The 26424-nt window shown below is 63.7% G+C and carries 20 protein-coding genes and 2 pseudogenes; 9 read left to right on the top strand and 13 right to left on the bottom strand.

Translation table 11 applies throughout. The features are described from left to right. Positions 1 to 48 precede the first annotated feature (48 nt). The 4 genes from TS85_RS05215 to TS85_RS05230 are packed head-to-tail and all read right to left on the bottom strand — an operon-like array spanning position 49 to position 3314. On the bottom strand, positions 49 to 780 hold the full coding sequence (locus TS85_RS05215) for a cytochrome c3 family protein (RefSeq protein ID WP_044330846.1): 732 nt from the start codon (positions 778 to 780) through the stop codon (positions 49 to 51). Next, positions 777 to 1364, bottom strand: a complete 588-nt coding sequence (locus tag TS85_RS05220) for a hypothetical protein (RefSeq protein WP_227698685.1) — start codon at positions 1362 to 1364, stop codon at positions 777 to 779. The genes TS85_RS05215 and TS85_RS05220 overlap by 4 nt, the downstream gene beginning before the upstream one ends. After that, on the bottom strand, positions 1361 to 2587 hold the full coding sequence (locus TS85_RS05225; protein WP_077228475.1) for a 2Fe-2S iron-sulfur cluster-binding protein: 1227 nt from the start codon (positions 2585 to 2587) through the stop codon (positions 1361 to 1363). Before TS85_RS05225 ends, TS85_RS05220 begins: the two co-directional genes overlap by 4 nt. Before the next feature lie 25 nt (positions 2588 to 2612). Next, positions 2613 to 3314, bottom strand: coding sequence for a VIT1/CCC1 transporter family protein (locus TS85_RS05230; RefSeq protein ID WP_044335909.1), 702 nt, complete (start codon positions 3312 to 3314; stop codon positions 2613 to 2615). Positions 3315 to 3465: 151 nt separating this feature from the next. Between TS85_RS05230 and TS85_RS05235 the strand changes: the two genes are divergently transcribed. The 7 genes and pseudogenes from TS85_RS05235 (at position 3466) to TS85_RS05265 (ending at position 11864) form a co-directional block, all read left to right on the top strand. Beyond that, on the top strand, positions 3466 to 3831 hold the full coding sequence (locus TS85_RS05235; RefSeq protein WP_044330847.1) for a hypothetical protein: 366 nt from the start codon (positions 3466 to 3468) through the stop codon (positions 3829 to 3831). Positions 3832 to 3864: 33 nt separating this feature from the next. Beyond that, the gene (locus TS85_RS05240) at positions 3865 to 4551 is read left to right on the top strand and encodes a group II intron maturase-specific domain-containing protein (protein ID WP_077228476.1); all 687 of its coding nucleotides are present in this window, start codon (positions 3865 to 3867) and stop codon (positions 4549 to 4551) included. An 84-nt stretch (positions 4552 to 4635) separates the two neighbouring features. Further along, a pseudogene (locus TS85_RS05245) lies at positions 4636 to 4989 on the top strand (nucleotidyltransferase domain-containing protein); the annotation flags it as partial. A 191-nt stretch (positions 4990 to 5180) separates the two neighbouring features. Then, positions 5181 to 7229: a TonB-dependent receptor plug domain-containing protein gene (locus tag TS85_RS05250; protein WP_227698686.1), complete on the top strand. Its 2049-nt coding sequence runs from the start codon at positions 5181 to 5183 to the stop codon at positions 7227 to 7229. A gap of 2 nt (positions 7230 to 7231) precedes the next feature. Beyond that, entirely contained in the window at positions 7232 to 7771 is a 540-nt protein-coding gene (locus tag TS85_RS05255; RefSeq protein WP_044330848.1) for a MotA/TolQ/ExbB proton channel family protein, read from the top strand. Continuing rightward, positions 7768 to 8133 (top strand): DUF2149 domain-containing protein, encoded by a 366-nt coding sequence (locus TS85_RS05260; protein WP_044330849.1) that lies wholly within the window; start codon positions 7768 to 7770, stop codon positions 8131 to 8133. Before TS85_RS05255 ends, TS85_RS05260 begins: the two co-directional genes overlap by 4 nt. Then, positions 8130 to 11864, top strand: coding sequence for a cobaltochelatase subunit CobN (locus tag TS85_RS05265; protein WP_044330850.1), 3735 nt, complete (start codon positions 8130 to 8132; stop codon positions 11862 to 11864). The genes TS85_RS05260 and TS85_RS05265 overlap by 4 nt, the downstream gene beginning before the upstream one ends. Before the next feature lie 527 nt (positions 11865 to 12391). On the opposite strand, the gene TS85_RS05270 is transcribed toward TS85_RS05265, so the two are convergent. The 7 genes and pseudogenes from TS85_RS05270 to TS85_RS05290 all read right to left on the bottom strand — a co-directional run bounded on the left by TS85_RS05270 (position 12392) and on the right by TS85_RS05290 (position 23026). After that, on the bottom strand, positions 12392 to 13582 hold the full coding sequence (locus TS85_RS05270; protein ID WP_044335915.1) for an IS91 family transposase: 1191 nt from the start codon (positions 13580 to 13582) through the stop codon (positions 12392 to 12394). Between the two features lie 9 nt (positions 13583 to 13591). Further along, a pseudogene (locus TS85_RS24515) lies at positions 13592 to 14488 on the bottom strand (tyrosine-type recombinase/integrase); the annotation flags it as partial. A gap of 388 nt (positions 14489 to 14876) precedes the next feature. Then, on the bottom strand, positions 14877 to 15908 hold the full coding sequence (locus tag TS85_RS05275; RefSeq protein ID WP_044330851.1) for an IS110 family RNA-guided transposase: 1032 nt from the start codon (positions 15906 to 15908) through the stop codon (positions 14877 to 14879). 199 nt (positions 15909 to 16107) lie between these two features. Next, positions 16108 to 17118: a hypothetical protein gene (locus TS85_RS25250; protein WP_155006312.1), complete on the bottom strand. Its 1011-nt coding sequence runs from the start codon at positions 17116 to 17118 to the stop codon at positions 16108 to 16110. 682 nt (positions 17119 to 17800) lie between these two features. After that, a complete protein-coding gene (locus TS85_RS05280) occupies positions 17801 to 18811 on the bottom strand; it encodes a trypsin-like serine peptidase (protein WP_077228478.1) in 1011 nt (336 codons plus the stop codon). Positions 18812 to 19013: 202 nt separating this feature from the next. Beyond that, positions 19014 to 22022: a S8 family serine peptidase gene (locus TS85_RS05285; protein ID WP_077228479.1), complete on the bottom strand. Its 3009-nt coding sequence runs from the start codon at positions 22020 to 22022 to the stop codon at positions 19014 to 19016. 32 nt (positions 22023 to 22054) lie between these two features. Continuing rightward, positions 22055 to 23026, bottom strand: a complete 972-nt coding sequence (locus TS85_RS05290; protein WP_155006313.1) for a hypothetical protein — start codon at positions 23024 to 23026, stop codon at positions 22055 to 22057. Between the two features lie 288 nt (positions 23027 to 23314). Between TS85_RS05290 and TS85_RS05295 the strand changes: the two genes are divergently transcribed. Both TS85_RS05295 and TS85_RS05300 read left to right on the top strand, forming a co-directional pair. Further along, the gene (locus tag TS85_RS05295; RefSeq protein WP_044330855.1) at positions 23315 to 23563 is read left to right on the top strand and encodes a hypothetical protein; all 249 of its coding nucleotides are present in this window, start codon (positions 23315 to 23317) and stop codon (positions 23561 to 23563) included. A gap of 376 nt (positions 23564 to 23939) precedes the next feature. Continuing rightward, complete coding sequence (locus TS85_RS05300) at positions 23940 to 24494, top strand: hypothetical protein (RefSeq protein ID WP_044330856.1); 555 nt, start codon at positions 23940 to 23942, stop codon at positions 24492 to 24494. A gap of 11 nt (positions 24495 to 24505) precedes the next feature. Here TS85_RS05300 and TS85_RS25255 read toward each other — a convergent pair whose 3' ends face one another. After that, positions 24506 to 24718 carry a hypothetical protein gene (locus TS85_RS25255; RefSeq protein ID WP_155006314.1) on the bottom strand — a complete coding sequence of 71 codons (213 nt, stop codon included), beginning with the start codon at positions 24716 to 24718 and terminating at the stop codon, positions 24506 to 24508. A gap of 157 nt (positions 24719 to 24875) precedes the next feature. After that, a protein-coding gene (locus TS85_RS05305) for an IS3 family transposase (RefSeq protein WP_407082111.1) occupies positions 24876 to 26011 on the bottom strand; the annotation gives its coding sequence in 2 pieces (ribosomal slippage) (positions 24876 to 25744 and positions 25744 to 26011; 1137 coding nt in all). Between the last annotated feature and the right edge of the window lie 413 nt (positions 26012 to 26424).

Genomic DNA, 26424 nt, shown 5'->3' on the forward strand with positions numbered 1-26424 from the left:
GATGGCGTTCCTTTTGGCGTTCGGTTGATCTCTGAAGGGGGGGCGGGTTCAGTCATCGCCCCCGCCGCCGCGGTGCTCTTCACCTTCGCGACCTTCGCCGGAGGCGCTGCGATGGCAGCGCGCACAGTTCTCGATGTTCCGGATCCCTTCCTCGGCGTGCTTGGCACGGATCTGGTCGGGCTGGTGCTCGTGGCAGCTGAAACAGGTGTAGCGGCGGGTATCGCCACCGGTGTGGCAGGTCGCGCAGGACGCTTTGTGCGGGCCCGTCAGCGCAAAGAAGCGGGCATGGTCGAAGGTCGCGGGCTTCCACCCGGATTGGGTGTGACACGCCGCACAGTTTTTCCCGGCCTGCGCATGCAGCGGCGTTTGCGGTGCGCGGTGGCAGGTCGCGCACTGGCCACGCACGTCGGGCCGCAGCAGGACGTGGGCGAAGCTTTTCCGCGACGCCTTCACCAGATGGGGCGCGCTATGGTCGGTGTGGCAGGCCATGCAGTTGGGCGTCGTCAGCGACTGATGGAAGGCGACCGCATTGCCGCGCGCTTTGACCGCCGCGCCCGTCGTGGTCCGGATGCCGATCTCGGCGACCTTGTGGCAATTGGTGCAGCGATCGACCGACGCGCCCTTGAACGGCGCATGGCACGCGAAGCAGTTCGTCGTGATGCTCGCGTGCGCCGGGATCAGCGGCTCCGGCGCAACCATCAGGTGCGGCAGAGCGAAGACAAGCGCGATCAGCCCGCACAGGTTGATGACGATCAGCCAGAGACCCCAACGGCGCATCATCTCCACCCCCAGAACAGGCAGATCGCGATGATATGCGCCAGCGCCAGCACGCCGAACGCCAGCGTGATCGGCAGGTGGACGACGCGCCATGCCTTGACGACATCGAAGGTGAGGCTGTCCCAATAGGTCTGCTCTTCAAGCGCTTCCGCCGACAGCCCCTGCGCGCGCAACCGCGTGCGGGTCGCTTCCAGTCGTTTGCGCGATCGTCCCAGCAGATATTTGCCGGTCAGGCCGCTGGCGATGTTGATGAGCATCGCCCAAGCCGCGAGCCAGGCGAGGATCGCGTTGAAATGGATGCCGGCATGGACGAGGACCAGCAGCGATCCTGCCCAGGCGAGCCGCTCATGCCAGCGGAGCAGGTTGGCCGGCTTGCCCGACTTGATCAGCTTGCGCTTGCGCATCGAATAGCCTGACGACGCAAGAATCAGCAGGACCCCGGGAATGCCGAGATAGCGACCGATCCAGACGGCATTGGCAAGGTGCAATGCCGCGTCGAGTGCCAGTGCAGCACCCCCGAGCGCGGCGAGCGACAGGTAGAACGGGATGACCTCGCGGCTCAACAGGCTGGTGCGCAGGCCGCTCATGCCTGGAGCACCAGATCGCCGGTCGGCACAGCGACACAGAGCAGGCAATGGCCCTTGGCAACCTCGAAGGACGACGGTTGCGCGTAGCCGACTTCACCCGCCGTCAGCGCCGTCTCGCAGGTGCCGCAGCTTCCCGATCGGCAGCCGGAGTCGACCGCGATGCCGTGGCGTTCGGCGAAGTCGAGCAGGTTCGTGTCAGCGCCTGTCCAACTCAGCGTCCGGGCCGAGGTCACGAACTGTATCTCGATCGGCGTTTCGAGCGGGGCTGCGATCCCCTGTTCGGGGGACTCGATCGAGGCCGGACCGAACGCTTCATAATGGACAGCGTCGCCTGCCACGCCCCATTCGCGCAAAGCGGGAACGAGGCTCGCCATCATCGGTGGTGGCCCGCACACATAAAAGCTGTGCCGACCGTGCGGCAGAACGCGGCGCAGCAGCGCGACATCGATGAAGCCTGTGGCGTGAAAGCTGTCCCCTTCGGCCTTCCCCGGAAGCGGGCAACTTTGGACGATCGTCACGTGGAAATTAGGATGCTGCTGCTGCATCGCCAGCAGGTCGGCCTCGAACACCAGTTCGCGACGGTCTTGGACGCCGTAGAACAGATGGAGCGCGCGGTCAGGCTGCGTCGCGAGCGCAGCGCGCGCCATTGCGAATAGCGGCGTGATGCCGATACCGCCCGCGATCAGGACTGCGGGGACGCTGGGATCGTCTCCAAGCACAAATGCCCCGGCAGGCGCGCGTAGCTGAAGGATGGCACCCGGTGCGACCCTGTCGAGGAAGTGATTCGAAACGAGCCCAGGCGACAGATCGGGCCGATCGCGCGGCGCTGGGACCCGCTTCACCGTGATCCGAAACGCTTGCGGGTCATGCCGGTCGGACAGCGAATAGCAGCGGGTGACCCGTCTAACCTGGCCCTGGGCATCGGGCAGCTCGAGCTGGAACGTCAGGAACTGGCCGGCGCGATATGGGGCAAGCGGCTGCTGATCGACGGGCTCAAGGTAGAAGGAAGTCTGGCTGGTCGCGTCATCTTCATCCTCGCGCGATCGGACGCGAAAGGCGCGTAAGCCCGTCCAGGCCGCGTTTGGGAGCGAGCGGCCCTGGACAGGGTCCACCAAGGACGGTCGGGGGCGAAGTGCCGTGACGAGGATCGCAACGATGACCTGGGCCAGCAGCGCGGCGGAAATATAGCCGAGGAGCGCGAGCGCCGTCACCCGTACCAGCATTTGGGCGAAGTGGGGGCGCGGTGTTTCATACCGCGGTTCCTACCAGCAAGCCGATCCCGGCTGTCAGCGCCATTGCCAGCGCGCCCCAGAAGGTGACGCGGATTGTCGCGACCCAGACCGGCGCGCCACCCGCCCGCGCTCCAACAGCACCCAGCACCGCGAGGAATAAAAGCGATGCGATGGCTTCGATGACGACCAGCCAGGGCGCTGGCGCAAAGATGACGATCGCCAATGGCAGCGCGGCACCGGCGGTGAAGGTCGCCGCGGAAGTGAGCGCAGCCTGGATCGGCCGGGCCGTCGTCATCTCGGAGATGCCGAGTTCGTCATGGGCATGGGCGGCGAGCGCGTCCTTGGCCATCAACTGCCGCGCTACGATGTCGGCGGTTGTCGAATCGACGCCGCGCTTCACGTAAATGCCGGCGAGTTCCCGGATTTCGGCATCGACGTCGCCGGACAGTTCGGCGCGCTCGCGCGCAAGATCGGCCTGTTCGGTGTCGGACTGCGAGCTGACCGAGACATATTCGCCGGCCGCCATCGACATGGCCCCAGCGACCAGTCCCGCGACACCAGCGATGAGGATATCGCCCGGCTTCGCTGCGGCGGCTGCTACGCCGATGATCAGGCTGGCGGTCGAGACGATGCCATCATTGGCCCCAAGCACTGCGGCACGCAGCCAGCCGATGCGCGACACCAGATGGCGTTCAGGGTGAAGGCGCAGCCTAGTCATCGCCGTGTTCGCCTTTTTCGGGACCGCCGCCGCGTTCGCCCGCCTCGGCATGAGCACCGGGGGTGAACGCTAGGGGGTCGATCACCGTCGCTCCATACGTAGTTCCCGCGAACACGATCGCCGCGACGGGCAGCGCCAGGGGCGCCGGAGGATGGGTAGCGCGCTGATCGAAGTCCTGGGCCCGTTGCTCGGCACCGACATGGCGCAGGTCTGGACCGGCGACGACACGCTGCTCGACATGATCCGGGACCGCGAGGTGCTGGGGGCGGTGCTGCGCGACGTGGCGGGCGACACGGTGGCGAAGGCGAACGAGGGTGCGACCGGCAAGGTCATGCGCCGGATTATGCGCGACTGCCTGACCGGCAATGGCCGCGCCAAGGTCGAGGGCTGGGTGCCCCGGTGGATGGCATTCCCGCCCGCCGCCTACACCGAGCGGGGAGGCGTGCCGACCGTCACCCGGGCCGCGCAGGTCGCTGGCCTTTCCGCCACCTCGGAACCGCTGCGTCAGGCGGCCTGAGCCTCATGCTGGCGGCATCGCCAAGGTGATGGGGTGGCAGCGGCACGGGGTGCACGGCAGCGAGATGGCAGGGCCGGGCTCTGCGTCTGCTACCCGGTACGCTATGCCGACGACTTTGTGGTGATGGTGTCAGGCACAAGAGAGGATGCCATCGCGGAGAAATCCGCGCTGGCCGAATATCTCCGCCGAACCACCGGCCTCGAATTGTCACCGGAAAAGACAAGGGTCACGGCGGTGACGGAGGGGTTCGAGTTCCTCGGCTTCCACGTCACCATGCGATGGGACAAGCGCTACGGCTACGGCCCGCGCGTCGAAATCCCCAAAGCCAAAGCCGCCGACCTGCGTCGAAAGGTCAAACTGCGTACCACGCTCAATACGGCGCGCAGTCTTGGCGAAACGCTTCAGGAGATCAACCCTATCCTGCGCGGATGGGCGAACTACTACCGCTACTGCGCCCGGGCCGGACGCGTGTTTACCGGTCTCGACTGGTATATCGGCAAAAGGCTCTGGCTATGGTTGCGGAGGAAACGCCCAAAGGCGCACGGGCGCGACATTTTGCGGGATCACCATCTCCGCAGTCTTCGTCGCCCGACGCGGCGGCTCTGGCGCGAGGGCCATGTCGAGCAGCACCTGCTCGCGTGGACCCCGGTCTGCCGGTACCGCTATAGTTGGATGGGCACGCCTGACTTTGCCATGTCTTCTGGAGAGCCGGATGCGTAACGAAAGGCGCACGTCCGGTTCGGAAAGAGGCGATCAGAGACCGACCGCCGAAATGCGGCACGGCGCTGGTCGCCTATTTTACCGCGCGGCGGCTGGGTCGATGAGCCGCACACCGCCAAGGGCTATCAGTCGGATTTCGACCTGTTGGTCATCGTCAACAACGACAAGCTGACCGACCGCATCGAGTTCTGGGCGACGGCCGAGGATCGGCTCAACCGCGAATTGGCGATCACCAAGACGCTGCGCACACCGGTAAACTTCATCGTGCACACGATGCATGAGGTGAACGATGGGCTAGCGCACGGTCGCTACTTCTTCATGGACATCGCGCGGGACGGGATCGCCCTTTATCAAAGCGAGGACACCGAATTTCATCAGCCCAAAGCGCGAGGTGCACGCTCTCTTCGCGGATGGCTGCGAGAATGGATTGGCAACTGGTGATGGCGGCCGGATTGCTGTCCCCCTCCGGAATGCCCTTTGCCGACTTCAACACAGCATTCCCGATCATCAATAGAGATTCCTTGGAAGGGGCGTCCTGTTCAAGGAAGCTCCGGGTTGACGACCGCAGTAACCGCCGCCATGGCAGGATACAAGATATCATATCATTGAATCAAAGCGGGGAGCTATTTGTGAAGCATGTGATTTGGGGATTGGGTCTGGCAGTCATCAGCGGAACGCCGGTATCGGCACAGAGCGCCGCGGACGGCGTTCCGGGCGCGCAACCGGAAGATGCGCTCGTCGTTACCGCGAACCGCACGCGCGAGAAGCGCGAGAATGTCGCGTCCTCGATGGAGGTGGTGACCGAGGCCCAACTCGATCAGACGGTCGGCGTCACCTTCCTCGACCAGCTCAAGAAGAATGCCGGGCTGGACGTGATCCAGTATCCGAACGGGCTGGCGGGTATCGGTCTGCGCGGTCTGCGGCCCGATTTCGAATTCACCATTAACCCCCGCACGCTCGTCCTGGTCGATGGCCGCCCGGCAGGTTCTACCAGCTTCACCACGATCGCGCCCGAGAGCATTGCGCGGGTGGAAGTGCTGAAGGGGCCGGCCTCGGCGCTCTATGGCGCATCGGCGGTCGGCGGCGTGGTCAACATCATCACCCGTCGCTCGTCCGGGCCGCTTGCCGGCTCCTTCAATGTCGGCGGTGGCAGCTTCGAGACGATCCGTTCGGGCATGCGCCTGGGCGGCGCTCTGCTTGGCGGCACCGATTTCGATCTCGAACTCGGCTACGTCAACCAGATGGGCAATTTCCGCCTGGGCGGCGGCGAGAAGCGCCCGAACAGCGACTTCCGCCGCGCCTCGGGACGCCTGCGCGTCGGCAGCGACCTGAGCCGGATCGTGCGGATCGACGGCAGCATCGACTTTGCGGACCTCGATAACAATGCGCCGGGACCGCGCTCCTTCAACCCGCAGAGCCGCTCGGCGACGGGCACAAATCGGGTCAGCGGCGATGTCCGCGTGGAAATCACGCCGCAGGATCACGCCATCCGCCTGGTCGCTTATGCCTCGCGCGAGGATTACAATTATTTCGAGGTGCCGGCGGCTGCCACAGGCTACCAGTCGAACAGCACCGTCACCACCTATCGCGGTGCCCAGCTGCAGGACAGCTGGCAGGTCTTCGCGCCGCTGCGCCTGACCTATGGCTTCGACTGGCAGAAGGTCTGGGCAGACCGGCTGTCCTACAATGCCAATGGCACCGGCAAGGCGCCGTCCTCCCCGAACGAAAGCCGCGAGACCAAGGCGGTGTTCGCCGAGGCCGGGCTCAACCTGTTCGGCGAGCGGGTGATCCTGACGGCCGGCGGCCGCTATGACTGGCTCACCGTGATGACCCGGGCGACGCCGTTCCGGACCAACTTCACCCCGGGCAAGGCCGATTTCGGCGTGTTCAATCCGCGCGGTGGCGCCGTAGTCAAGCTGGGCGCGGGCTTCCGCGCGCACGGCACGATCGGTCGCGCTTTCGTCCCCGCCCAGGCGATCCAGCTTGCCGGCGAGAGCGAGGAGTTCGCCGGCGTCCAGCGGCGCGTGACCTTCGGCAATCCCGATCTCCAGCCCGAACGCAACACCACCTGGGATGCCGGTCTTGGCTTCGCGCGCGGTCTGCTGAGCGCGGACGTCACTTATTTCGACGCCCGTACGCGCAACCGCATCACCACGGCGATCGTCTCCGAAACCCCGACGCTGCGCCAGACCAGCTATATCAATTCGGACAAGTCGCGCATGCGCGGCATCGAGGGCCAGTTCGCGCTTGATGCCGGCGCGGCGATCGGCCTGGCGCCGAGACTGTTTAGCTTGAATGGCAGTGTCACCCGCATCCTCAAGGCCGAGGACGTGCTGCCCTCCGGCGCCGTTACCCCGATCCGCAACGTCGCGGACTGGAAGGCCATGGGCTCGGCTACGGTCAATGCCGGGCCGGTCTCGGGCACGGTGACCGTGCGCTACAATGGCGATCGGCTCGATACCGACAACAGCCAGGGCAAGATCTTCACCAACGGGGTGGGCGGGCTGTTCACCTATGACCGGTTCACCACGGTCGATTTCAGCAGCCGCTGGCGGGTGACACCCAAGGACACGCTACGCCTCGAAGTCGCGAACGCCTTCGACATCAACTATTATGAGAAGGCGGACTACGCCATGCCTGGGCGCACGATCTATGCCCGCTATGTGCGGAGCCTCTGAGCATGTGGGCGAAGGACGCGCTGGCGGCGATCTCCGATCTGCTGTTCCTCCCGGTCGTTATCGGCCTGCTCGGCGTCGTCGCCTGGACGGCGCTGGCGACCGGCCTGTTCGTGCGCAGTTATGTCGGGCGATTGCGCGGGCGGCGGCCGGCGCGGGATCGCTATCGCGCGGCGATCGATTCCGGGCTGACGGGCAATGCCCATGACGACGAGCTCGCGATCGAGGAAGTCGTCGCACGGGCCGAAAGTGATGCCGCCCGCTCGCTCAACACGGTCCGCTTCGCCATCCGGGTGGGGCCGTCGCTGGGTCTGATGGGCACGTTGATCCCGATGGCGACGGCATTGTCGGGGCTGGCCAAGGGTGATCTCCAGATGCTTGCCTCGAACATGGTGATCGCCTTTTCGAGCACCGTCGTCGGCCTGGCGGTGGGCGTGGTGGCCTATCTGATCGCGATGGTGCGCGAGGGCTGGGCACGCAGCGATCTCGATGCGGTGCGTTTCCATGCCGAGCGGGCACTGCGCCGCGAGGAGGACAAGGCGTGACCCGCCGGCGCGCCCTGCGCTTCGCCCGCCGCCGCGACGAGGGTAGCTGGCAGGAAGACCCGCTGTCCGGCGTCGCCAACCTGTTCGACATCAGCCTGGCTTTCATCGTGGCGATGGTGGTCGCGCTCTATTCGATGATGGGCACGCCCTCGATGCTTGATCCGCAATCGTCCTGGACGATGACGCGGACGACTGCGGACGGACGGATGGAGATCGTCCGCAAGGACGGCAAGACGATCAAGGTCGAGCGGGTGAGCGACAAGAAGCTCTCCGGCGATGGCGACCGGCTGGGCGTCGCCTATCAGCTGCCCGACGGCAAGGTCGTCTATGTCCCCGAAAGCAAGGCTGGAGCCACGAAGTGAGAGCAATCGCCGCACTGCTGCTGTTGCTGTCGGGGCTGATCCTGCCGGCCTCTGTGCAGGCACAGGCCACGCGGTCGCGTATCGCCTTTGTATCGATCCATATTGCCGAGATGCCGACGATCGCCCGCGCCGCGGCGAAGCGGGTGGAAGGCAGTATGGCGATCGACTTCTTCGGTCTTGGCGGCGGGCTGCTGCCGAGCATCGAAGGCGTCGATCTCGGCACCTATGACCTTGTCCTGATCGACGCCGCCGGGCCGCGCCTGCTCAACTTCTCCGCGCAGATCGAAGCGGCCAAGAAACGGACCAAAGTGCTGGTTGTTGGCGCAGGCACGCCGATCACCGGCACCGTCGATCCCGCTTCGCATCCCGATGTCGCTCGCTATTGGGACAATGCGACCGAGGACAATTATGGGGGTCTCTTCGCCTATGCCGGCTCGCGCCTGCTGGGCCTTCCGATTCCGGTCCCCGCACCAAAGGTCTTCCCTGAACTCGCCCTGTGGCATCCAGAAGCCAAAGCGCCGTTCGCGAGGCTTTCCGATTATCTGGCGTGGGAAACCGGCCGCCTGCCTGATGCCGCCACTCGGCCGCGCGTCGGCATCCTGTTCTATCGTAGCCTGGTATTGGCGAACAACGCGGCGGTGGTCTCGGCGCTGATCCTCGAGATCGAGAAGCAGGGCGGCATGCCGGTGCCGATCTGGCGCGAAGGCGGACGCGACCTGGCATCCTCGCTGCTCGGTGGCGAGCGTCTCGATGCGCTCATCCTGTGCGCGAACCGGATAGACTATGCCGATGCCAGGGCAGGGGTGGCGGAGGCTGCGCGGCTCGGTGTCCCGCCGCTGATGTGTGCCACCGACTATCGCCGCACGCCCGAGGCGTGGCGCGATAGCCTGGGCGGGTTCGCGCCCGAACAGACCGGCGAACTCGCGCTGAGCGAGCTGGAGGGCATTGTCGAGCCGATGGTGGTGGGTGCCCGCGCGGTCGCGCCCGATGGCGCGGTCGGCTATGCCGCGCTGCCGGATCAGGTGCGCTGGCGCGTCGCCCGCGCAATGGCCTGGGCCCGGCTCCACCGCTTGCCTAACGCCGAAAAGCGCATCGTCATCCCCTATCACAATGAAGAGCCGGGTGAGGCCGATGTCGGCAGCGATCCCGACAGCTATATGGACGCGCAGGGGAGCATCGCCGCGCTGCTCACCCGCCTGCGTGCCGAGGGCTATGATGTTGGGCCCGATCCGATCCCCGATGTCGCGACCCTGTCGAAGCGGATGGCGGAGACGGGGTCGAGCACCCGGACGGGCGACAGGACGGCGCTGCGCGCACGGATCGCGCAGGGTGCGATCACGATCCCGCTTGCAACCTATCTCGACTGGTATGCCACGCTGCCAGATGAGGTCCGCCGCGCGACCGAGGCGCGCTGGGGGCTGCCGCCAGGCAGGATCATGACCGTGGATGGCCAAATCGTCATTCCGGCGCTGCGCTTCGGCAAGGTGACGCTGGTCGCGCATCCGATCTGGGGCATTCAGGCCGATGCCGGTGCGCTTGCGGCCAAGGGCGCACTGCCGCCGCATCACCAATATCTCGCCTTCCATCTCTGGATGCAGAAGGGCGAGCATGCCGATGCCTATCTGCCGATGTTCACCCAGCTCTCGCTGATGCCGGGCAAGCAGGAAGGCCCGGCGGCTGACGATGCGGTTGCTGTGCTGATCGGCGCGCTGCCGCATATCCAGCCGCTGCCGCTCCAGGCCAATGGCGGGGTGGGCAACAAGCGGCGCACCCATGCGGTCACCATCGGCTTCATGCCGGAGATCGTCCGTGCCGGGCTCAATCCGGATCTGGCGGCGATTGCGAAACTGCTCGGTGGCCAGCCTCTAGACCAACAGGCCATTCGCGATGCCGCCAACCGCGCGGGGATAGGGGAGGCGCTCGACTTCGATCCGGCAAGCGCGCCCTGGACGGCGATCGAGCCGGCGCTTCGCCGCTATCTCCGGGAAGCTGCCGCTGCGCCGATGCCGGTGGGTGGCCATATCCTGGGTCAGGCGCCTGATCCGGTAACCACAGCAAGGCTCGTCCAGGCGATGCTGGCCGGGAACGGAGGCGCCGCGCCCGACCTCGTCGCGGTGACCCGCTTGCTCGCCGGTGACGACGCGGCGCTCGCCCCGGCGCGGGCAACGCAGGCGCGCGACTATGCCGCACGCCTCGCCCAGGCACCGCGCGAGATAGATGCGATCATCGCGGCCCTGTCCGGCGGTTATGTCGCGCCGGGGCCGATGCAGGACGCGATCCGCAATCCCGATGCGCTGCCTGCCGGGCGCAATCCCTATACGCTCGATGTCCGCGCGATCCCGACACCGGCGGCTTGGCAGGCGGGGGCAAGGCTCGCCGACGACATGATCGCCCAGCACCGCGCCCGAACCGGCAAGCCGCCGCGCAAGGTCGCTTTTGTGCTGTGGTCGGGCGAGACCGCGCAGAATGGTGGCACCAGCGAAGCCCAGATCTTCCGCCTGCTGGGCGTGCGCCCTGTCTGGAATTCGCGCGGCCAGGTAGTGGATGTCGCACTCGAACCGCGCGCGGCGCTTGGCCGTTCGCGCGTCGATGTGCTGGTCACCACTTCGGGCACCTATCGCGATCATTTCGGCGACAAGCTTGGTCTGATTGCGCGCGCGATCGCGCTGGTCTCCGCCGCCGAAGAGCCGGACAATCCCATTCGCGCCGAGACCCGGGCGCGGATCGCCGCGCTACGCCGGGCCGGGGTGCCGGCAGATGTCGCCGAGCGCCGCGCCCTGCGCCGGATTTTCTCGACCGCGCCGGGTGCCTATTCTCCCTCGACCCAGTTCGCCAACCGCGAGGGCTGGAGCCCCGAGCGGCTGAACCGGCTCTACGAGGCGCGGCTGGGCCATGCTTATGGGGACGGGATTGACGGGGAAGCGGACAGCACCGCCTTCGCGGCCAATCTGGAGCGGGTCGATGCCGCGATATTCAGCCGCTCCTCCAGCGCCTATGGCCTGCTCGATACACCGATGCCCGCCGCTTATCTTGGTGGCCTGGCGATGGCGGTGCGCCAGCGCACCGGGCGCAACATCGAAACCTATGTCGCCAATGGCCAGGTCGCCGGCGACGTGCGGATCGAGACGCTCAGCCGTTTCTATGCGCGGGAGCGCGACAGCCGCTATCTCAACCCGGAATGGATCAAGGGCATGCAGGCGAGCGGTTATAACGGCGCGCGCTACATGGCGGACCTGACCGATTCCATGTCGCTCTGGGAAGCGACGAAGCCCGATCTGGTGACCGATCGCGACTGGGAGGCCGTGCGCGACGTCTATTTGCGCGATCGCTATAATCTCGGGCTGGACCGCTTCTTTGCGGAGGCTAATCCGGCGGCGCGCGCGAAGCTCGTTGCCGCGATGCGTGACGCTGTCGAACGGGGCGACTGGCATGCCGATACCGCCACACGCCTCGAACTGGGGATGGGCACGGTGGCTGCTGCGCCTGTGCCGGGGACCGCCTCGGTTGCCCGGGCGTCGCGTATGAGTGGTGCCAACGCGGGCAGTCGCAAGGCGCGGGCGCGGGCAGGCCGCGCCTCGCCGTCGAAATCGGTGTCCGGTTTCGAGCTGGTCCCGCAGCCGCGCGTCTCCACTCAACAGCCCGTCAGAGGTTCCTCGACGGGGTTGTGGATGGCATTGGCCGGGTTGCTGGTTCTTTGCTGCATGGGCCTCTCTACGAGGCCTCGATGGTAGACTTGGTTAGTAATCTTGCCCTCAGCGCCCGAAGTCCTCCCGCTACGATAGTAGCGCTCGAGGAAGCGCGATCTCAAACTCAGACCTTGAAGTCGATCACGTCTGCATTCGGGTTGGCTGGCTGGCCAGGTTGAGCGGCTGGAAAGGGGTCGGTGCTGCGTTTGGCATGGACCTGCGGCGAATGCCAGCTATCGAGATTATCGGGCCAAGAGCGGACTGGCCGCTAGCGTTCAGAGTTTCGGACGCCGTGAGGCGTCGGAAAGTCGGCGGTGCCCGAACCCGCGGGCGCCCGGCGGTGCGCTATGGGGATTTCGACTTTCGGCGGGTCTGGGCGCTGGTGGGCGCTGCCGATATGCGGACGTATTTGAGAGCGGATCGTCCGCTTTTTGGACGGCGATGAGGGTGCGTAAATGCAGACCGTCCGATTTTGGCGGGTCTGCGTCTGCTTTTGGGCGGGGTCGGTGCAGGCGCTCTCGTTCCCCGAAGCATGGTTGCTGCGGGAGCGATCCGTGGTGGGCCGTGCCGGGTCACGACGCCGATCTCCCGGTTGCGGTTACGAAGGGCGGCGGCGCGCGCGGTTGATATCTACGTTCGAGGATCTCGATGATGATCATCTGGCCGCCGCAGCACGGGCATGGCGGTCGGACGTCGGGCGGCTCCTCCATTGCATCGTCGGTCGGCGGCGCGACGTTCAGCAGGGCACGGGCGCGTTCGAGGTTGCCCTTGCGCGTGCCGCTGGCGAGCAGACCATAATGGCGGATGCGGTGGAACCCGCGCGGCAGAGCATGCAGCAAGAAGCGGCGGATGAACTCGTCGTGGCTGAGCGTCATGACCTGCTGGCGGTCGGTGCCGCTGCGGCGATAATCCTTGTAGCGGAACGTGACGCCCGCCTCGTCGAAGCCGATGAGGCGGCTGCTCGAGATGGCGACGCGGTGGGTGTAGCGCGACAGATAGGCGAGCACCGCTTCGGGGCCGGCGAACGGGGGCTTAGCATAGACCACCCATCGCTTTTTGCGGACGGGCGACAGGTGGCGCAGGAATGCGCGGCGTTCGGCGAGAGGTGCCATGCTGCCATAAAAACGGAGCCGACCGTCCTGGTGGAGCGCGATCAGCCGCGTCAGGAAAAGGCGGCGGAACAGCGCGCCCAGCACCCGCACGGGTAGGAGGAACGCCGGTCGCGCGGAGACCCAGCGCTCTCCGCCCTGCGAGATGCCCCCACCCGGCACGATCATGTGGATATGCGGGTGATGCGTCAGCGCCGATCCCCATGTGTGCAGCACGGCGGTGATGCCGATCCTGGCACCGAGATGCTTGGGATCGGCGGCGATGATCTGCATCGTGTCGGCCGCCGCGCGGAACAGCAGGTCGTACACCAGCGCCTTGTTGTGAAAGGCGATGGCGCCGACCTCGGCCGGAAGCGTGAACACGACATGGAAGTAGCCGACCGGCAACAGGTCGGCCTCGCGCTCGGCCAGCCAGGTGCGCGCGGCAGCGCCCTGGCACTTGGGACAGTGCCGGTTGCGACAGCTATTATAGGAGATCCGCCAATGGCCGCAGTCGGTGCAGGCCTCGACATGACCACCCATCGCAGCGGTGCGGCAATGCTCGACCGCCGACATGATCTTGAGCTGGTGCAGGCTCAGGTGCCCGGCATGGGTCGCGCGATACGCAGGCCCTGCCGCCCGGAAGATGTCGGCGACCTCGATGGAGGCGCGCATCGGGCCTAAACCGTCAGGCGGTCCCCCGGGAAGCAGCAGCCGGTCGAGCGGACTGGTCACCGCGCGCATCGTCTTGGTCGCCACCTGGGTATAGAAAGCGGTGGTGTTGAGCTTGGCGTGACCGAGCAGCGCCTGAATGACGCGGATATCGACCCCGTCCTCAAGCAGGTGGGTGGCGAAGCTGTGCCGCAAGGTGTGTGGCCCGACGCGCTTGGCGATGTCGGCCGCTTCGGCTGCCTCGACGACGACCCGGTACAGCTGGCGCGTGCTGATCGGCACCATCGCTCTCCGTCCCGGAAAGAGCCAGCCATCGGCGTATAACACGCCCTGCTGTCGCCCGGCGCGCCACCAGTCCCGCAGCAGCACGAGCAGGCCTTCGGGCAGCATGGCGTTGCGGTATCGTCCGCCCTTGCCCTGCTCGATACGGAGCAGCATGCGCTCGCTGTCGATATCGCGTACCTTGAGATGCGAGACTTCGGCGACGCGCAAGCCTGCGCCATAGGCGACCGACAGTGCGGCCTGGTGCTTGAGGCAAGTGGTCGCCTCGAGCAGCCGCGTCATCTCCTCAAGGGTCAGCACCACCGGGATCTTGCGGGCATGCGCGGTGCGGATCAGCTTGCGCGCGAGGTCGGGCCGGTCGAGCGTGTGCGTGAAGAAGAACCGCAGCGCCGCGACGATACTGTTCATCGTCGGCGCGGGCACGCCGGCATCCTGCTGCTCGATCTGGAACCGGCGAAGATCCTCCGCCGTCGCGGTATGCGGCGAGCGCCCCAGCCACGTCGCGAACCGCCCGACGTCGCGGATATAGTTGCGCTGCGTCTCGTGGCTGAACCGGCGCATGGTCATGTCGTCGATCAGCCGCTGGCGAAGCGGGCTGGCGGCAATAACGGGTATCAGGTCGTTCATCGGTCGACTCCTCGTGTTGAAGGAGTCGAAATGTTCTGCCCGGGGCGGGCACCGCTCAATCCAGGTGAAGCGCTCGGAGTCCTGGGCTTACCTCACCGCAAGCGCCAATCCCGCGCAGCGGGTCGTCTAATCGCTCGCGCGTCAAGGGTTGTGCATGTCGCTCATACGTCCTGACCGATGTGGTTTGCCGGGTACAGGGTCGTCTACGCGGTCGATGCGAAACTGATCGCCGCAGGATGGGTTCCGTCGGCGAGACCTTCCTATGTTCGTGACGCAATCTGCCAGTGGGCAGTTGCTTCCCGCTACGCGGAATGATCTCAGCCGCGTCCCGGCAGGGACGGCTCGGTGCGTCCGGGTGACGCTATGGGGTTGAACAAAGGATCAAGGATCAGCCTGCGGTGCTTGGCCCGGCTTGTGGATCGAACAACTCGCCCGTCTTCAGCATCGCGTGCATGATCACCGCCAGCTTCCGCGCAAGGGCTACTGCGGCCCGCTTGAAGCCGAGCCTTTCCTTTAGCGCCAGCGCCCAGGTTCGTAACACGCTGGCATCCGTCGATCGGTTCAGGATGACCGCGGCCGCTTCGTATAGAAGGCTGCGCAACTGGTTGTCGCCACGACGGGAGATATGCCCGTCGTGATCGACTTCGCCGGATTGGAAGCGTCGGGTGGTCAGCCCTACCCAGGCGCCGACAGCGCGCGAGTTCTTGAAGTTGGCCGGATCTTCCACGGCAGCGACGAAGGCAGTAGCGGTAACGGTGCCGACGCCGGGCACCGAGGTGAGCAGGCGGCAGCGCTGATCCTCGCCTGCCGTGGCGACAAGCTGCTTGCTCAGTTCCGCCACCCGCAGCCTAATATCACGCCAGGCTTGAAGCATCGGCAGGACGATGCGCGCCAGCTTGTCCTCACCCTGCAAGAGAGTCCGGACGTTGCGTTCGAACACGCTGCCGGCGCCCTTGGGCACGACTAAGCCGAACGTCTTCATGAGGCCGCGTATCTGGTTGGATATCTGCAACCGCATCTTCAGCAGCTGGCGTCGTGCCGTGACCAGCGTGCGGATCAGCATGCTGTCGAAGCCCTTCACCCGGACCTCCCGATAAAAGCCGACCTCGGCCAGATGGGCCAGGCCGTCGGCATCGTTCGCGTCGGTCTTGTTCGCCGCCATGTCGAGCGCTGCCTTGGCATGCCGTGCGTCGATGCAGATCACCGGTAAACCTTCGGCTGTAAGGGCATGGTAGAACCACACCGACAGCGGCCCCGTCTCGAACACCACCCGCCGGGCATGCGGCGCGCGCTTGCGGATCATCGCCGCAAGCAGTTGCGGGTCTGAGGCGCACTTGCCGCGCCAAATCCTCTTGCCATCCTGGCGGATCGAAACCGCAGTCTCTTTCATGGACACGTCGAGGCCGATATACTGCTCCATGGCTGTTCTCCGTTCGATGCTTGGGCCCGGTCATCATCGTGAGCCCGTTCTTCATCATATCGGGGGACAGCCAACCGCCACATATCCGAACATCTCCGGCACGCGTCACATCGCCGTCGCTCCCGCGATTACGTCATGTTCGTGCTTCGGCCCATCAGTTGCATGGGAAGGGAAAAGCGTGTTCAGGCCCCGCCCAAATTCAGGTGCTACGGGTCCCCGGTGGGCTAGCTGGAACAATTCCAAGACTCAGACCTGGCGGTAGATTTTCGACGGCAATCAGCTTGGCGTTGTCGGACACGAGGCGACCGTCACTGAGTTCGGCGAAAGACGGATACCAAAGGTCATCACGGGGGTGAAATTCATAGACGAGCCGAACCGGGCTCAGCCCTCCCGCTTTAATCCGCGCGACGAGATGGGCAGCGCGAGCGGCTGCGTTGGGTAGAGTGTCATGCGCCTTATAATGGCGTGCGACATTTCCACCCCGGAACATGAACGAGATACAACATTCGCCTTGGAATGACTGGATCTCAACTACGGGATCTTGGCGTTCCCCGATACGCGCGGTCAACTCTCTGAGCCACTTTCGGATGGCCGCGTAGGCATCTTTGCTGGCTTCGTTGGCGAGCGTCGTGACGAAGGGGTTCCAGACCAATGCCATGAACAGCACCGACACGGTGACAAAAGCATGTAGCGGATCCGCAGCGTTGTTCGACCGCGCTTGAACATCGATGGGGACCGGAGCTGCGCGGGCAAGGTCGTCCAATGATTCAAGGTCAACCTCCCGCGGATCGGCGGCGAGTTGGAACCGAAGCTCTGCCGGAAGCGCCGGCAAGATTGGCGGCGATGGCGCACTAGCGGCTCCATCTATGCCCAGGTCGCCAAAGCCCAGCGCTGGAGGGTTGTCATAGAAGCCGAGCACCGCGGCGACGAAAACTTCGCCGGTCGGATTCTCGAAGACTTTAGCGCTGATCACTTTCCCCAACGGCCGTCCTGGGTCGTGACCCAGAAGCAACGGAAAGGGGTTGGTATTGATTTTAGATGCGAGTTGGACGGGATCGAGCGGGATCAGCAAAGCCCCATTTGTGTCTGTGGCATTCGACCAAATTACCGAACTGGCGACCCGCCCGAACACTGCCCGGTCGGCATGAGCGGCGAGGGCTTCTGTCATCCATGCAGTAGCCTCAGGGCTCTTTTTAATCAGATCCGGCATCGTCACCCCTAGATAGTGGAACTAAAAAGCTCTCCCGAAGCCATCACGGCGCTACCATATGGCATGTGGGGCTTTTTCCAAGGAACGCCGATATGGGTGTTGGCCGGGGGCCAGTCCGGGAGGGAGCGCGAAGCCAAGGACATCAGCTATCGAGATTGCCGGACCAGAATCGGACTGGCCGCTAGGCCCAGAAGCAGCCGGTAGAGGAGAGGGGGCGAAGCGCATCATCCCGGCGCAAAAAGGTCTCGCGGCGTCGCATGGCATCCGCTACCTAAAATGCTACCTTGGAAAGTGACCGCAGCTCGCGATGGGCGCTAAGTCATTGAAAAGGTGGTGGACGCACTTGGGCTCGAACCAAGGACCCGCTGATTAAGAGTCTTCTATTTGCGCGCAGCCCCGCATCTGCCCTTTCTGCTATAGTTTTACCGCTTTTGACGATGCCGTTGATCCGCGAAGGGAGCAAGCACGACCGTTGCGTCGTCGAACCTCTTGAAGGAAGCGGCCGCCGCGAACGGCGGCCCGAATCCGGTAAGGCGGTGATGGCCCGCAACCAAGGTGTGTTGGCCTCGGATGACTACAGCGCTTGCCAAAGACACGGTCGGACAAGTCGCGTTGCAGGTCCCCTGCGCCTACATGTAGGCGCGATCGCCCGAGCATCAGAGAATAGGCGGGCAGAGCGGCCTCACCAGCCCAGCTCGTCCGCGACCCCTGGCTTGGTTTCCCGAACATGGGCCATGATTGCCGATATTTTGACAGCTTTGTTCACTCTGTCCGCAGGGCACATGGCGGAAGCGACCTTCTGGTGCCCCAGGTGATGTATCGCGATCAGTCGGCCTTTCGCATCGAATATTGGCCCGCCAGACGCGCCCGGCTCTGAATCGCAATCATGCGTTAGTTCGGGATATTTTCCCGAGGTCCCCTGCGGATCGGTCCAGGCGTGCCGCATGGTGCTCTGCACCCGACATTTGTCCGAGATCAGCTTTGGTCGACAGCTGGCGTGGTGGATCAGCGACACTGGTTCGAATTCTATCAGCGGGTCCCTCGATATCCGGGCAGGAAATATGGTTCGACCGCCCTTGAGGCCAATTGCCTGGCGCACTCTCAAGATGGCGTAATCGAGTTCAACATCCTTGGCGACAACGTCGGTGGCGCTGAACTGCCGTCGGACCGAGCTCTTCTCCCAGGCGAGATCGATGACCGCATTCTGCAGCACCTCGCCGTCCCAGCGTTGCTTGGGCCCGGCACAATGCCAATTGGTCAGGAATAAGTCGGAGCCGACCATTACGCCGGAGCAGCACCAAGACGCGCGACTGTCTGGAGAGGATTCCGGCGGTTCCGCATAGGTGTTGTCCACCAATATACCGACCGTTTCCGCGGTTTCGCGCTCCAATATCGAGGTCGTAGGATAGACGCTTCGCCAAGTCGCCTCCTTGCCCTGCAACGAGAAAGCTTCGGACCCGTCTGCCGATCCCGCATCAGCGATGGCCGCGCGGATCTCGAGTTCCGTTTGCGCATCCCCCCGGCGCAAGCTCAGCGTGATCGAAGAAGCTTCAAGACGCCCCGTCCACACCGTTGCCCCGGCGGTGGCGAAGTCTGAGCGCTCGATCTGAGCGATCAGATGGCCGGCCTGATCGCGTATCATGAGCACCCAAGGGGAACTTCCCAATGCGGTCGCGGCAATCAAGACGCGCATTGTTTCGGCGTTCTTGCCGTCCGCCTTAGGGGCAAGAACGCGAGTCGGACTCGCCGGGCTGAGCGGGACCGAGTAGCTCGTCCAGGTTCCAAATCGCGTGAGGAGTTCGGCTGGCCGGCATACGCCGCCCTCCTGCTGTGCCAAAGGCGGGCTCGAAGCAGTAACGAGCGCCGCGGCGAGCGATGCGCAGGCAGAAAGCAGTCTATTCACAGACGGTCGGTCCGCGGGTGATGGTTGGCAGGATCACCTCTTCGATATCCGCGACCAGTACGCTTCCATCGCAAAGCAGCAGTTTCGCCTGGCCATCCATCAGGGACATCGGACCCCAGCGGCGAACATAGCCGCGCTTCCGCGGCGTCTTCTCTGACGCCAGGTAAAGCGCAAAGCTGGCTTCCGGCTTTCCTGGGCTGACGTTGAGGACCCGAAGTACCCTGTCGGAGTCGAAAACCTCGATATTGCCCTCAGCGTCGATAAATCGCAGCGACCCGGACCAGCCCTTTAGCTTCACGTCGCGCCATCCGCCGGCATCCTTGAGCCAGGTTTGCGAGGGGTCGAGCATGGCTCGTTGATAATCGACGACGCCGGACGCGACCTTGGTCCAGGCGGTGTCCATGGGATCGCTGGTCGGCAGGATCGGCCACGCCGTCAATTGCAGGCGTCGCTTCACCTGCTCGGCCTGCAGGTAGAGCGCCGGATACCGCGCGATCATGTCCGCCGCCACGCCCGAAACATAGGCCGCGGCCGGGCTCGTTCCCTGCGAGGCGCTGACTTCGGCGCTGCTCACCCAGCCGGGAAGGGGTTTTCCGCCAGGGGCTGCTAGGTGCACGATCGGGTCTGGCCAGACGCCAAAAAAAGCAGACGGCTGCAACACCACCTTGCCTCTCGTACATATCTCGCACGCCGTGACCACGACCACGTTTTCGAGGTCGCCGAGCCCTTGGGGGGCATGCGCTGATGTGGTTGTGAGCCGCACGGGCGGGCTTCCGTTCTCGGACTGGCCCGCCGCCGCTATCAGTAGCGGCCGCGCCTCGAACACAGCCTTATGGGCAAGCGTGAAGTTTTGACGCGTCGCGGCACTCCGCAACTGACCTTCCTTGTCCAGTTCCGTCTCGGTGTATTGCTTGAACTCGCTGGCGATCAGAAAGACGTCCAGTCCGGGCTGACCGGTCACCTGGTCTATGACCGTCGCAAGCCGATATTCCCTGTCGCTCGTCTGGACCAGCTTCGGTGGCGTTCCTTGGTCGGCACGATGCCATTCGATTGATCCGATCAAGGCGGTAGAGGCGAGTCCGATGAAACCCTGGTTGTTCCTGCTGGCGATGATGCCCGCCATGTGATTTCCATGATGCAGAGCTTCGACGAAATCGACCCACCGGCAATTCCATGGCGAAATCGAAGCAGCGGCTGGGCTGTCGAGCAACGCCCCCGACAAGGCGGGGTTGGGCTGCACCTTGGTGTCGATGATATAGACGACCGGCTTCCCGTTTGGTGGCGGCAATTTTGCCAGCTGGGGCCCCAAGTCCTTGTCGGCGTCAACGAAGAACTCATAGCCAAGTGTCGAGGGCGGCGGCGCCGGCTTTCCGCCTTCAGCCTGTGGCGGCCCACACATCGACTTGTAGTCCTGGTCGGTCGAGAATGCCTTTGCCGGCCGGGATTGCGTGAGCTGCGTGTCGATGATGACGTTTTGCGAGCGCAGGGACTTCGCCTCGGGCACCGTAAGCCGCAGAAGCGCCGCGACGACCTGGACATCGCTGTCGAGCGGTATGGTTGCGTCATATGCGTTGAACTCGACGCGGTCGAAGCCATTGACGGATTGCAGGATAGTCGACTTGCTTTGCCAACCGTTGAGAATCGCTCTTTTCTCGGCCTGCTCGGCCCGGTCGCGCGGTATGAACACACGCGCGGTGCGCCGCGTGGTGACGCGAAGGCTGGGAAGGACGATAGTCTCTCCGGCCTTCACCTTCCGGCTGTCGAAGCCGGGACCATTCAAGGTTCGCAGCAGCTGCTCGATGCCGGCATTAGATATCGGCACACCGAGCGTCTTAAGGAGGCTTTCCGGTGTCTGCCCCCTGGTGACTTGCATGGTCTCGGTCCGCAATATCCGCGGCGCGGCTGCAAGCCGGTTCAGCGTGGCGGCCATGTCGGTCATCACGGTGCCGCCGAGGAATGATATTCGCAACGCAGGTTGATCGGGACGCTGCTGTCCCGGAACGGCGTCCTGCAGCGAGGTCGCCCTGTCCTGCGAAGCGACTGGAACCGTCTGAACCAGGCCGGCCGAACCTTCCCCGGGAGTTCCATGTTCGATGGGGCCCTTTGGCGGGCCCGCGCCCGAATACACCGCCGTATGACTTGTCCTGTCCGTTTCCGTCAGCGCGAGCTTGAGCCCGGCGGGATCCTTGCAAAAATAATGCATGACGGATCGCGGGTCATAATCGCTCAGCGGCATCCAGCTGCCGGACTCGGCTTGCCAGCAACCCGCGTCCTTCTGAATATTCTCGTGCCTGTATCCTAGGATGTGACCGAGCTCGTGCCTGAACACTCCGACGTAATCATATGAGGTGTCGGCATATCCTGGGAACACATGCAGATATCTCTTCTCCGACGCATCTCCCGGGAAGAATGCCAACGCCAAATAGGGGCTGGGGACCTTGTTGTAGCGAACGATAAAGGTCGATTGCCCTTCTTTCGGTGCCAAATCCTGCTCTGTCAGGTGCCGGATCGACAAACCGCAGGTGATGCAGACATTCATCCACTCCTTGGCGGCCGCCCCGAGCGATTTTACGACGAGATCGTAGGTTGCGGTGTCCGGGAAACTGTTGCGGTCCACAGCATAGGTGAGGGCGCGCGCTCCCTTCGGCCAGAATTGCGGCTTGCCGGCGACCACATGTATGGTCAGTTCTGGCGTGACCTGGGTGAGATCCTGCTTTCCCTTGCCCCGCAGTACTTCGCGCCTGACTTCGTCTCGCCTAAGGAGGAGATCGCCTTCGTAGACATAGTAGCGCTGCACTGACGCGCCTTCCTCCAGCGTTATCGTCGGAAGTTTCGACAGGAACGCGGAGAACAAGGCCTCGTCTTCGGGATTTGCGCGGACTGCGGCATAGTCTGCCGGCGTGAGCCGCTCGTCCGCTTGGCCCTGCGAGACGGAGGGTGCCGCGCCAGCAAGCAAGGCGCTTCCGAACAGGAACGCCAGCCACCTTAGACCAAGCCTCATTCAGCCCCCCGACGGACGTGTGCGCTCCAACATCACTTGCAGTTTGCCGGGTCCGTCTTGCAGACGATAAGCCGCTGTTGCTGCACGATCAGGTCGGATTCCGCCTTGAGCTCGGCGGCCTTTTGAGCGGCGGTGTCACCAGCCGCGAACTTGAGACCGGCATCGACGGCGTTGAGCGCCGCGGCACTGCCGTTCGTGGATGCAAATTGCATCGATTTGACAGCACCTGACTCCGCGAAAGTAATTGCGAGCGCCTTCTTCCCGAAGGCGGCAGGTGCGGGCAGGGGAATCTCGTAGGCCGCGCCGAACTCTGTCGAGAGCACCTTTCCTCGATAGACAACCGCATTGCCGCTACTGACCTCGATCGAAACGTAACCGGGTTGCTTGGCCTTGACTCGACGTTCGCCCAGCCCTCCCTGGGTGACGAACGGCGGCTCGACTGCGTCATGGCCGAGCACTATGGCGGTGACACCGCCTATTAGTATGTCGATGGGGTCCGCATAGGCCGCATCTTCGGCACGAGGCGGTACCACCTGCGCTTGGCTGCTGGCCAAGTTAAGCTTGCCTTCGTAGATGAGCGTCAGCGGCTTATCGCCACCGAACTGCTTGATTTTCTTGCAGGCGTCCGGCGCCACCGAGAGACCAGCGGCACCGGTCAGCTTCAGGAGGGTTGCGCCGGTGGTGAAGGCTGCCTTGAGGATTGCCTCGCCTTGACCAGTGCTTGTAGCATTGATTGCCGTCAGCCGGCCGTCTTCCGTAAGCTCAATTTTGATGTCAGCGTCCGACAAGGCGCCGTTCAAGCTGCTCAGATCGATTGAGTGAACCGTGTTCTCGGCGAAGTAACGCGTCGATGGCTGGACCGTGTTCGAGGCAAATATCTCGAAACTGACGTTGCAGCCGAGAACTCTCGTTACCTTTACCGCAACCTCGCTGTCGGCAAGGTGGTATTGAAGCTTCCCCTTGGGAAGGCTGGCGCAGCTGCATAGCCCCAGGCTGACGATCACTATCGCGATATGTCGTGCGAGCTTCCCCATCTTCACCCCCAGCCAATGGTCAGCAAGGTAGATGATTCTAATATTGTTCGCAATGGGCGCATCGTCGCGGGTGAATGGCGAGATTTCTATCGATGCGCTTTAGTCCATTATGGAGAGACAGGCTTCGGATCGCGGAGCGCGGGTGATCATCTATCTGTCCAATCCGATGGATGTGGCGATTGTCAGAGATCGCGGAGGTGCATAAGCGAGACGGCGCGAGCGGACCTTTCGAGTGTCGGTCCTAATCTTTCGCTCCCTTTGCAGGTTGAGAGGCTGGAGTGGCCGGAGCCGCTGGAGCGGCTGATCGGTGCGGTCCAGGACAATTATCAGAAGCCCAACCACTCGCCGTTCCCGCTCTCGAGCGTCGGGCAGAGCAACAAGGAGTTGCTCGCCGAGCTCAAGGAAGTATTCGGCTCGATCAAGGCAGCGGTCCGCGCGGCCGGCGAGAATCATATCCGCTTTGTGGGCACCACGGTCGGCCGGGAAGCGGTCGCCAGCCGAGATTAGTGCTGCGCTGGACGTGCAGATTCAGGAGGAGACCGCGAGCCGACGCCAGGCGGCCGCGAGATCATCAGAAACGAAAAAATCTTCGGTGGGTTGGCGCTCGCAGATTTCTCAAGGCCTGCTTTCAGCATCGCTCATGCAACCTAAAGCGCACTACTGAGCTTGCAATGTAGGAAATCATGGCAGCATATCGCCTCCCCCAAACGCGAAGGAGCCAATCATGGGTATAGACAGAGACGACGGAATGCCCGCTGATGTCTGTGATGAATGCGGTAACCCAATGGAAGACAATGGCGACAATGAGGGCAAGCTCGTCTGTTCAAACGACCAATGCCCAGCATCCTCAGAAGACTTCTAGAGCTTAACGGGGGAGGGTAAAATGGGCGGCGTCGATTACGATTGGCTCGAAGGCATGCAGCGCGTAATGCGTGCTGAAGTCAAACTGGACGAGCATTGGGTGGAAATCATATCCCTTCACGCTGCGCTCGAAACTGAGATCGACGCGATGTTAGTGCTTAGCCTTCCGTGCGGCGAAGCTGTCACCAGTAATAGGCCACGCATAACGTTCGGCCACAAGGTGGCGATTCTGAAGGCGGCATGGAAGGGCGAGCGAGAGGAGGCGGAAAAGCTTTGCGCCATCCTGCTGACGTTTAACGAGCTTCGCAACGCGGTAGCTCACCCTGAAATGAAGAAGACCGCAGCTGAGGTCGCCAAGTTGACGGCTGCATACAAGGCGCTCGTGCCGGACATGGGCCATGAGCCCACAGTGGCTGAGATCGCTCAAGGTGCCGTGGCATTCATGGGCGATGGCATTCTTCCGCATGAGCTTGAGGAGATCGTTGGGAAGCTTGATCATCTGGTGCACGACGAGATGCCTGCGGCGCTCGGGAGAAGACCGACCGCTACAGAGGTTGGCGACGCGTCAAAAAAATGAGCGGCAAGGAGTCAAAAGAACACCATTGGTGGCCGGTAGGCCTCCAGAGCTATTGGGCAGACCGGAATGGCGATGTCTCTTGGATTATGCCGGACGGCTCGATTGAAAAAAAGCGCTTCCGCAACGGCAAGATTGGTCAAAAGCGTCGCGGTCACACCCTTCTCAGAGGGAGCGCTTGGAAGACGAATTTCGAAGGCGAGTTCTCGATCGACAACAAGGTTCATGATATTGTCGAGGTGCTAATCGCACTTGTGCCCGATGGTATCCATCCATTGGAAATGAGGCAAGGTTTCCTTGAGGATCAGCTTAACCGCGATCTCAGAGATGGCTCGGTTCATTTGAACAGCTCGGCGCGATTGCTAAGTGGAGCGTTTGCCGGTTTCATGCCGCTGCGAGAAGCGGCCGGTCGAAATAAACCTGATCGGGTGTCCTGCGGTCAAGCGACGAGTGCGGGCGTCGTCCATTGTAGAATGCCAGATAACGGCCGATCGAGCCGCGGGCCTCGCTGACCGAGCCATATGCCCGCAGGTAGACCTCCTCGTATTTCACAGAACGCCATAGCCGCTCTACGAACACGTTGTCGCGCCAGGCGCCGCGACCGTCCATGCTGATCGCGATTCTCTCGCGCTGCAGGACGGCGATGAACGCCATGCTGGTAAATTGGCTGCCCTGATCGGTGTTGAAGATTTCCGGCGCCCCGAAGCGCGTAAGCGCTTCCTCCAAAGCCTCGATGCAAAAATCGGTCTCTAGCGTGATCGACAGCCTCCAGCTGAGCACCCGCCGGCTGAACCAGTCGACGATGGCGATAAGGTAGACGAAGCCGCGCGCCATCGGGATGTACGTGATGTCGGTCGCCCAGACTTGATTGGGCCGCGTTACCGCCACCTTGCGAAGCAGATACGGATAGATCTTGTGCCCCGGTGCCGGCTTCGAGGTGTTTGGCCGCCGATAGATTGCCTCGATCGCCATCTTCTTCATCAGCGTCGATACGTGCAGCCGGCCGACCTTTATGCCTTCGGCGGCAAGCAGGTCGCGCAGCATCCGGCTACCCGCGAATGGGAAATCCATGTGCAATGCGTCGATCCGCCGCATGAGGGCAAGGTCGGCAGCCGAGGTCGGCCTTGGCAGATAATAGACGCTGCCGCGGCTGATCCCCAACTCGCGCACTTGCCGCGTCACTGGCAACGCGTGCGAACGGTCGATCATCGTTTTGCGCTCGGCAACAGTCCTGCTTTGCCGAGCGCCCCGGACAAAAAATCGTTCACCAGCGTCAACTCGCCGATCTTGGCGTGAAGCGTCTTCACGTCGATCGCAGGCTCGGCCGGCTCGCTATGGCCCTCCGATCCGAAAACTCCCGCCGCCCCTTCCAGCAACTGGCCGCGCCACGTCGTGATCTGGTTCGGGTGAACGTCAAACTGCTGCGCCAACTCGGCCAGCGTCTTCTCGCCCTTCACAGCAGCCAAGGCCACCTTCGCCTTGAAGGCCGGGCTGTGGTTCCGGCGTGTTCGTTTCGTCATCTGATCTCCTGTTCGACGCCATGCTGGCCGCCTTCAGGCAGAAACTCCACTTAACAGCCTGTGCAAATTTGCCGAGCCACCTCTTTCTGGCGTAGATTGAATTTTTTAGACGCGAGCTCTCAAGGCGTCTCACGCCTCCGGCATGACTGCGCTCTCACGCCGCGAATCGCGGCGCCGAGTCGCTCTGCGGCGTCTCGGCCCATCGGGTTTTGATCGCTGACGCGGGCCGATCCTGCGGATCGTTGGCCGGCGGATGCCGGCAGCGGAACGCGGGGGCGGTGCGCGCACTCGCGCACGCCTACGGCGACACCAGGGCGCGCATGTTGTTGGTGCCCGCGTAGCACACTTGCCCGGGCGGGAGGCACGGGCGGCGGCTGGCGCACGGGCTGGCGCGCGCACGCCGCCCGCGCGGT

The organism is Sphingomonas hengshuiensis (genome assembly GCF_000935025.1).
GTDB lineage: Bacteria > Pseudomonadota > Alphaproteobacteria > Sphingomonadales > Sphingomonadaceae > Sphingomonas > Sphingomonas hengshuiensis.